This is a genomic window from Novipirellula sp., assembly GCF_041583735.1.
Classification (GTDB): Bacteria; Planctomycetota; Planctomycetia; order Pirellulales; family Pirellulaceae; genus Novipirellula.
On sequence record NZ_JBFHFD010000370.1, the window covers coordinates 1 to 8,568 of the forward strand.

7 protein-coding genes and 1 pseudogene are annotated in these 8,568 nt (G+C 55.8%); 5 read left to right on the top strand and 3 right to left on the bottom strand.

Annotated elements, in window-relative coordinates:
- Together ABX962_RS22815 and ABX962_RS22820 are read right to left on the bottom strand one after the other, a co-directional pair.
- Window positions 1–833: BON domain-containing protein (locus ABX962_RS22815; protein WP_372722617.1), on the bottom strand; the 833-nt coding region annotated here is incomplete at its 3' end.
- A gap of 457 nt (window positions 834–1,290) precedes the next feature.
- A complete protein-coding gene (locus tag ABX962_RS22820; RefSeq protein WP_345325571.1) occupies window positions 1,291–1,641 on the bottom strand; it encodes a hypothetical protein in 351 nt (116 codons plus the stop codon).
- A 177-nt stretch (window positions 1,642–1,818) separates the two neighbouring features.
- Here ABX962_RS22820 and ABX962_RS22825 point away from each other — a divergent pair, with 177 nt between their 5' ends.
- Window positions 1,819–2,421 (top strand): metallophosphoesterase, encoded by a 603-nt coding sequence (locus tag ABX962_RS22825; RefSeq protein ID WP_372722619.1) that lies wholly within the window; start codon window positions 1,819–1,821, stop codon window positions 2,419–2,421.
- A 103-nt stretch (window positions 2,422–2,524) separates the two neighbouring features.
- Here ABX962_RS22825 and ABX962_RS22830 read toward each other — a convergent pair whose 3' ends face one another.
- Window positions 2,525–2,935 carry a hypothetical protein gene (locus ABX962_RS22830; RefSeq protein WP_372722621.1) on the bottom strand — a complete coding sequence of 137 codons (411 nt, stop codon included), beginning with the start codon at window positions 2,933–2,935 and terminating at the stop codon, window positions 2,525–2,527.
- A gap of 331 nt (window positions 2,936–3,266) precedes the next feature.
- On the opposite strand from ABX962_RS22830, the gene ABX962_RS22835 reads away from it, so the two are divergent.
- The 4 genes and pseudogenes from ABX962_RS22835 to ABX962_RS22850 all read left to right on the top strand — a co-directional run.
- Complete coding sequence (locus tag ABX962_RS22835; protein WP_372722622.1) at window positions 3,267–4,460, top strand: carboxypeptidase regulatory-like domain-containing protein; 1,194 nt, start codon at window positions 3,267–3,269, stop codon at window positions 4,458–4,460.
- 286 nt (window positions 4,461–4,746) lie between these two features.
- Window positions 4,747–5,880 (top strand): hypothetical protein, encoded by a 1,134-nt coding sequence (locus ABX962_RS22840; RefSeq protein WP_345325578.1) that lies wholly within the window; start codon window positions 4,747–4,749, stop codon window positions 5,878–5,880.
- A 121-nt stretch (window positions 5,881–6,001) separates the two neighbouring features.
- Window positions 6,002–7,420: an aldehyde dehydrogenase family protein gene (locus ABX962_RS22845; RefSeq protein WP_372722624.1), complete on the top strand. Its 1,419-nt coding sequence runs from the start codon at window positions 6,002–6,004 to the stop codon at window positions 7,418–7,420.
- Window positions 7,421–7,502: 82 nt separating this feature from the next.
- Window positions 7,503–8,568, top strand: a pseudogene (locus ABX962_RS22850) (hypothetical protein); the annotation flags it as partial.

Here is an 8,568-nt window from a genome sequence, read left to right on the forward strand (position 1 = left end):
ACCCCTGCGACCCCTGGAGCCGATTCAGCGATACGAACAATCGCGTCACGTTGACTTTCCGAAGCGGCGCGTCCCTTCAAGTGAACGACTCCGCCACGGCTGGTGACATCGACGCCAAAGCCACGAAGTTTGCCCGATTTTTGGGCTTGTCCGAGAGCTCCGACGACTGCCGAAACGACTTGTTCGTCTTCGTTTGCAATCGGCGATGCGTTCAATTCCACCGCGGCAGTCGGACGAATTTCGCCCGGCATGACCTCAGGAGCCTCGAAGCGAGGCATGGCAGCTTGAACGATCGTTGATTCGGCAGGCGATGCCGATTCTTGCTTCGCTTCTTGTTTTTGAATCGCTGCAGCTTTCGCGGCCAAAGCTTGGCTGAACGAAAAGTTCGATTCGCGGGGTTGGTTGCGATTGGATTTCGCAACTGCTTTTGGAGTCGTGACCGTTTGGGCGGGCTCGACTGCTTCAATCGCAGGTGCGGGCGTTACAATCGCAACGCTTTTGACTGGTTTGACGACCATTGCGGTCGCCTGCTCTGCCTCAGGGGCGTGACCGTTGACGGTCACTTCGTCGACAATGTTGTTGATCCCTTCGATGCCTGAAGCGGTCTTCAGGACGAGATCTTTTTGAGCCGACTGGCTGACGTTGCCGCGAAACAGCACGACGCCATTGTCAACTTTCATGTCGAGCGTGAAGTCCTTCAACGCTCCTGAGTCGCGGTTGACTTTCAACCGTTGAATAATTTGCTGAGCGATTTCTCGGTCGCCGCCAAAGACCTGCATAGGTCCTAAAGCAGCGATCGCGGCAATCGCCAATCCGAAATACGTCCGTCGCATGGAAATGCCTCCCTACAGTGCTAAATCGCTCCGATGCGAATAACCAGCCGGAGGCCCAGTCGCCCGGTGCGACAAGGATTTAGGATGTCACCGTCGCTGGTAACTGATCCTCCGACCGATCTGATCAGACCGGTGTTGTTGGTTCTTTCGGCCATTTGCAGGCCAAGGAGGTAGGTTTTTTCCAATTTTGTCGCCGATTACGGTTATTCGGTGCCACCGAGCCCGTGAAACTTGTGTTTTACGCCGTTTGACGGCGTGAAACCGATGTTCCACGGTTTTTAGCCTCCGCAGGGCTTGTGATGGATGCCCCCCTGTTTAGGGTGGTGGCACCGCGGGCCGCGGTCCGGCTTGCAGCGTCAAAAAATCCCAGAAAACTCGGCGCTGCCCTCTGTAGGCCCGCGAGATCGATCGCTCATAGGTGGCCCGCGAGAACTATCGCTTAGGAGGCCCGCGAGAACTATCGCTTAGGAGGCCCGCGAAATCCACGCACCATCATCGTGATCGAGATCAGCGTGGCGGCCGCTGGCACGACCGCGAAGATCAGCCGTGGTTGAGCCGCCAACACCATCAGCGAGATGACTCCGATCACTGCCACTGCGGGCGGAAACCAACGCGCCGGACGACGCAGCGAAGGCCATGCCAGCCAGAGGGCCGCCAGCACAAGCCCGATGCGTCCCATCGCTGCTGCAGCAAACTTTGCCGAACTCTCCCCTCCCCACCACCAAGCCATCGCACTGCCCAGCAATAACGCGATCGCAAGCGCCAGCAACAGCGGGCGACGGAAATTCGGAGGAAGCGTTGCGGGCATGCCAAAATCAGCAAACGGAATTGGAGTGAGTCAGCCGTCACTTTAGTTGCTGTGGTCGTTGTCGGTAACCTTGCTTTGGCGAACCGATTGAGACTCGGGGGGCGGAGTCGCTACAATTCCGCCCACGCGTTTTTTTGTTCGAGAGTTCGAAACGCCGATGCAATTCGAGAGAAAACAATGAAATACCTTTGCTTTAGCGATCTTCACTGTGACAAGGCCGCTGCGGAAAAACTGGTCGCGATGTCCGACGACGTGGACGTGGTGATCGGTGCCGGTGACTTTGCGAACCAGCATCGAGGAATCTCCGACACGTTGAACATCTTGGCAGCGATCCGCAAACCGTCGGTCCTTGTCCCTGGGAATGGGGAAACGGCTCAAGAGTTACAGCAAGCGGCAAAGCTCTGGGAAACGGCAACCGTCTTGCACGGCGATGGATGCGAGGTGGCGGGAGTTCCGTTTTGGGGTGTCGGAGGCGGAGTCCCAGTGACGCCCTTCGGCGATTGGAGCTACGATTTTGACGAAGACCAAGCCGCCGAAATGCTGAAGGGATGTCCCGAAGGAGGCGTTTTGGTCGTTCATTCGCCGCCCATCGATAGCGTTGACCACGACACCGGCGGTCGCGTCCGTGGCAGCCAAGCGATTCGGGATATCGTCGAAGCCCGCAAGCCCAAGCTAGTCGTTTGCGGCCATATCCACAGCGATTGGGGAAAACAGGTGCAAATCGGACCTGCCTTGGTCCTTAACGCTGGTCCCGCGGGTGTGGTGGTCGAGGTCCCCTAGCCCGGCGATGTCCTAAGGCTGTCGTTTGCCCTCGGCTATCGTCTTTGTCGGCCAATGTTGTCGGCTAGTGGACGCGCGCTCGTGCGATCGCTCTCTCTCGCTCTCAGGCGATCTCGTCATAGGCAAGTTGCTGATCAAACCAGATTCGAAAGCGTCGGATTCTCAATCCGCGTGTGAACTGGATTTCAATGTGTCCTTGGATCGGTCGACTCGGCACCGAATCGTTCTCGTGGGATGCATCTTCGCCTACTTGCTCGTTAGTGTAGGCCTCGACGGGGATGGTAAACGAGACCTCGGGGCTGATGTTTAACCAGCTCACTTTCCACCAGACCAGCACTCCATTGATTTCGATTTTCTGTCGAAACCACCAACCGCTGTAAACAAGTTGTCCTGGGAACGGACGTTGATATCGGATCACTCGGTAGAGGAATCGACGCGTGATCAGGGTGGCGTGGTCTGCGAAGACACCCTTTTCAGGTGGTAGCTCGATCGGAGGCTCGAAGGGGTTCGTCACTAATTGGCTCGGTCAGCGTGTGGCGGAACATTCGCAGCAGAACACCGCAATGAACAGGCCGCATTGTTGCTTCCGGCCCGATTGGGTGGTGTTCAGGCGTGCTGGTGGGTGTTTTTTTGTGCAGGTTTGTTAAGGAACAGTGAATTGGCGATTCGCAGGGCTGAAATTTCGCTGAGAGTGATAGCAAAGATGACGATTATAGGCTTGTTTACGGCAGGGGGATGACTTAGTATTGCAGCTATACAAGTTGCCCAAGCTTCCTCGATTGAAATACTTCTCTCGAGTCGGCTACGTCTCAATCACTACAAAAATACACATCAAGGCAGACCAAATGAGACTTTACGTAACGGCACTAGCACTTCTACTCGCCTCGGTGGTTGCCACGCCGCGTGTGAACGCCGAAACCGAGGTCAACCATCTGACGATTAGCCAATGGGTAAGCCTCGCATCGTCAGATTCGTTGACAGGGCGTGTCGTTGTACCGTCGGTCAATGGCGAAGCGAAAGCGATCGCGGATGCCAAAGTCACCTTGCTCTCGAGCGATGGGAAAGTGTGGCGAGCCACCTCCGATCAGTCGGGTAAGTTCTCGGTCGCGAACATCAAGCCTGGGATTTACTCGGTGACCGCAAAGGCCAAAGACGTATTTGCATGTTGTGCGATGCATGTCTTGGATGCTCAGACAGCCACCGGTGCTAACTTCCCAAGCGAAGTAGAAATTTCGGCTGCGAACATCGATTACACCTTGGTCAAGAGTGCGGTCATTCGCTATTTGCCCGCGAGAATCTCGGAAACCGCGGTTGCCCTGCCGACTGAAAAATTGAACGAAGTTTCAAAGCGAGTTTGTGGCGATCAATATCTTCGCGTCATGCAGAGCGAAGGTGGTATGAAGGGTGTTCTTCGTCTTGCGGGCGGAGAATTACAAGCTGCAGATCTTACCAATGTGTTCATCGTGAACAACGGCGAGACCGTGGCACGAGCGGTTACCGACCGTGAAGGTAATTTCCAAATCGATGAACTGGCTGCGGGCGAATATTCGCTACTTGCAGTGGGTTCGGCAGGGGTTGGTTTGGCCGGCTTTGAATTGGTTGGCGAAGCACCGCAAAAGAAATCGGCTGCTGACGACAAAGAGAAGCTGATCAAGATCTTTGGTCATCACAAGCAATGCTGCTCGTCCTTCGAAATGCAAGTCGCTCCGATGCCACAGATCATCCACTGCTGCGACGAAGTGATCGTCGATGGCGGACCGATTGTTGACGGTTGTGGTTGTGGCGTTCCCGGTGAAGTCATTGGTGATGGCGGAATCGTCGTCGATGGCTTTGGTACGCCTCTCGATGGCGGCTACGTCCCCGGTGGTGGATATGGCGGCGGCTACGGTGGTGGTGGCGGCGGCGGCGGATTTGGTGGTGATGGCGGACTCGGCGGCATCGTGGGTCTCGCAGCTATCGGTGGTTTGATCGCGGTCGCGATTGACGATGATGACAACGCGGTGATCACCCCTCCTGAGCCAATCAGTCCAATCAAGTAACGGACTCGCTGATCGATTCCGCTGGCATCAAGCCGGCGGGGCAGCACTGAATCAATAACAACCACGGTTTTGGCCGTGGTTTTTTTATTGCCATCTTGGTCTTAATGGGCTGGCATCAACCTCCCCCTCTCCTTCCTGCCACGGCACCGCTGCTTTACATCGCCACCGGATTACGGACTCGTCGATTGTTGATATGATGTGAATCCCCACCATCATGTTGCCAAACGCAATCGGTGGCGGTATGGATCCTACCCCAATCCTCTTGACTTCTTTAGCGAGATTTTTCATGTCTGCTGTGGATAAACCAATCAGCGAGCAAGTTGCGAAACAAGCAGCAGCGGCTCGTGACCAGCTGAACGAGCACACGCTGAAAACTGTTCATTGGCACTTTAGCGACGACACCGGCAGCCCCTTCTGGCTCGAGAAGAAACGAGAGTTGAAATTCGATCCGCTGAAAGATGTGAAGTCGTTTGACGATTTGAAAAAGTTTCCGCTCTTTGAAGACGAGTGGCTTCGCGGCGGACCGATCCGCCGCTGGGTTCCCAAGGGCCACGCGGGGAAGCCGGTCTACGTTTTTGAAACCGGGGGTACTACGGGGGTTCCCAAGAGCCGAATGGTGATCGAGGACCACTGGAAAGATTACGAGTTGTTCAGCAACACGCTGCCTGAAAAGTACTTTCCCAAGGGAGCGAATTGGTTGATGCTGGGCCCTAGCGGGCCTCGTCGTCTGCGTTTGGCCGTCGAGCATCTAGCGCAGCACCGCGATGGAATTTGTTTCTGTATCGACCTGGATCCTCGCTGGGTCGTCAAGTTGATCAAAAAGGGGTGGATGGAACATCTCGAAGAATACAAGAAGCATTGTATTGATCAGGCGATAACGATTTTGACCGCCGGTCACGACGTGAAGTGCATGTTTGGAACACCCAAGTTGATCGAGTCGCTCGGTGAAGCACTCGAAGAGCGAGGCACCAGTTTGCAAGAAGTCGGCATCACGGGGATTTTTTCTGGGGGCACCGAATTCACGCCGCAGTGGACTCGTTTCTGTGTCGAAGAGTTACTTGGTGGTCCACCGGAGGAAAGCGGCGTCTACATGACACCCACCTATGGCAACACGTTGATGGGGTTGGCATGTAGCAAACCGATTACGGCGGCCGACGGATACAAAATCTCGTATTACGCCCCCCAGCCTCGCGCGGCCACCGAAGTGGTTAGCTTTGATGACTACAACCAAGTGGTGGGGATTGGCGAGACCGGCCGTGTGAAGCTTTATACGTTGACCGATGAATTCTTTGTGCCGGGGTTCATGGAACGTGACGAAGGAGAGCGTGAAGCTCCGTTCGACTTGTATCCATGGGATGGAGTCAGCGGGGTGCGTCCATTCCACGAACTCGCAAGTGCCACCACCGTAGGCGTTTACTAAATCGCAGTCGGCGGATGGCGCAACTGTAGTGGCATTAATCCAAGGTCTGCGGGCCTTAGAGGGATGCTTCGCTTAAACACAACGACCCGAGAACCATCGAAACCAAAAGAAGCTCAAGTTCATGATCACGCTTAGTCCACTGCGTTGGGGGAAACCCTACGAGTCGCTCGATTTCAAAGACGTTGTCCACTTCGATACCGGGGCGCCGATTGCGCGTGTCGGTACGGTCGGGGGTGGGATCGTCGGTCGCGATATGCGAAAGTCGCATTTGGCTCGCGAAGCACTGCTGCAATTCTCAACCGACGATTTGATCAACCGTTGCAAGAAGGCAGCCGAGTTGTTTGAGAAAAGTGACTTGAGTGTCGGTGACTCAACACAGAGTGTCGATGATTTTGTGCATCAGCAATCGGCCAGTACCGGATTGCCCGAGCACATGTGCCGATCGAACATGGCGAAGAACAGTTTTGTGCTTGCCCACATGGGTGAGATTCTTGATTGTCTGACTCGCGGACTTGATCTTTCCATCCTCTCGCGTGGCTACGGCGAAGAGGGGCGTGGAGTGATTGTCAGTTATCAGGTGCAAACTCCGGTACTCGGTGCCGTGTTGCCCAACAATTCGCCAGGGGTTCATACGTTGTGGTTGCCTGCGGTGCCTCTGCAAATCGGTTTGGCACTCAAGCCAGGTTCGCAAGAACCGTGGACGCCGTACCGAATGATTTCGGCATTTATTGCAGCGGGAATCCCCGCAGAAGCGTTTTCGCTGTACCCCGGCGATCATGATGTCGGCGGCGCCATCATGACCAAGACATCACGCAGTATGATTTTTGGAAGTGCACAAACGCTGGCTCAACACGCTGGTAACCCTCGAGTGCAAGCTCACGGTCCTGGGTTCTCCAAGATTCTGCTAGGCGACGATGTCGTGGATAACTGGGAAGATTACTTGGACCTGATGGTCGAAAGCGTGCTGAGCAATTCGGGGCGCAGCTGTATCAATTGCTCGGGCATTTGGGCGAGCCGCCACACTCGCGAAATTGGCGAAGCGATTGCCAAGCGAATTGGCCCCGTTGATGTGCTGCCACCGGCGGACGATTCCGCACAGCTCGCTGCGTTCACCGTGCCGGCGATGGCAACTGGCACCTATGCGATGGTGCAGCAAGACTTGGCCGAATCGGGCGTCACCGACTTGACCGCCGAATACGGCGAAAAGTTGATCGAACGAGATCATTGTGCGTACCTTCGCCCGATGGTCGTTCTGGCTGATTCACCCGACCGTCAAGTCGCAGCCAAAGAGTACATGTTCCCCTTCGTCTCGGTGGTCCAGTGCCCACAATCAGAGATGCTTAATCGGATCGGCCCTACCTTGATCGGCACGGTCATCACGCGGGATGGCAACTTGATCAAAGCCGCAGGCAATAGTACCGACATCGATCGATTGAATATCGGGGCGATTCCCACAAATCGATTGAATTGGCTGCAACCTCACGAAGGGAATCTCATCGATTTTCTCTTTCGCTCGCGGGCCTACCAAATTGCCGAGTAGTCTCGAGGCCTGCTGCTGCCGACAGAATTACGACGTTTTTGCGTCAGGCTGAGCTATAGTCGAGAGATAAGGATCTCTCATTTTGACAAGCGAAACTGACATCACCGGCACAACCCCTTCGATCGCCAGTGCACCTGAGGTGCACTGGCCGATGGCGCCTGCGTGCGCGGCGCCGCCGATTGAGACCGAGCCGCCGCAGCAGCCGGATGATTCGTTACAGTCAGTAACATCCGCAGCGGATTCGAAAAAACGTCTAACCCATGATCCGCGAGTCATTCCGGGGCTGATCAGCACGATCTTGCATACGCTGCTGTTGATCCTCTTTGCTCTGTTGACGCTGCCCGTGGCCGTTCGCGAAACGTTCTCGATTCGTGCCCGGCAAGGCGAAGCGGCACCGGTGGTGCGGCTGGAAGCATTGCCGAAACAGGATGACAGCAGAACGACCGAAGCGTCGCTCGCCGAGCGTCCTGCCTCGGTCGCGATCGCGTTTGCGGAACCGAGTGAAATCGCGTCGCCGCTGAGTCGCGTGACAAGCTCGACGCCGCTGCCTCGGCAAACCGTGATGCAGTTAAGTGTCCCAAATGCTCGTGATGCTGCCGCGTGGTTGAGCCGCGTACCCAGCGGAGGCGGTTTGTCGGGACGCACCCCTGAGGGCCGCAAACAGTTAGGCCAGCGTTTTGGGGCGACTGCGGAAAGTGAACAAGCGGTCGAAAACGCACTGCAGTGGCTTGCCAATCATCAACGTCCCAACGGGTCTTGGTCGTTTAATCTTGAACTGGATCCCTGTAACGGACGCTGCCGTCATAGCAAGAATACATCTGGTACGGCTACTCCATCGACCGGAGCGACCGGTCTTGCGCTACTCGCATTCTTAGGCGCTGGCTACACTCACCAGAGCGGCAAGTATGAAAATGTGGTCCGTGACGGACTGTATTATTTGCGATCTGCCGCTGCCGAGGCTGATGCGGGAGTTGATTGGCAGCAAGGCAGCATGTACGGACATGGCATCGCATTGATGGCGGTCGCCGAGGCGCTCTACATGTCGCGGAACCCCGCGAACGAGCAAGGGGATACCGATCTCCGCGAATTGGTGTCGCAGGCAATGACATTCACAACCTATGCCCAGCATCGCAATGGTTCCTGGGGAT

Excerpts from the sequence above, each read along its gene's own strand:
- ABX962_RS22845 (WP_372722624.1), top strand. The coding sequence starts at position 6,002 with ATGATCACGCTTAGTCCACTGCGTTGGGGGAAACCCTACGAGTCGCTC.
- ABX962_RS22835 (WP_372722622.1), top strand. The coding sequence starts at position 3,267 with ATGAGACTTTACGTAACGGCACTAGCACTTCTACTCGCCTCGGTGGTT.
- ABX962_RS22825 (WP_372722619.1), top strand. The coding sequence starts at position 1,819 with ATGAAATACCTTTGCTTTAGCGATCTTCACTGTGACAAGGCCGCTGCG.
- ABX962_RS22820 (WP_345325571.1), bottom strand. The coding sequence starts at position 1,641 with ATGCCCGCAACGCTTCCTCCGAATTTCCGTCGCCCGCTGTTGCTGGCG.
- ABX962_RS22840 (WP_345325578.1), top strand. The coding sequence starts at position 4,747 with ATGTCTGCTGTGGATAAACCAATCAGCGAGCAAGTTGCGAAACAAGCA.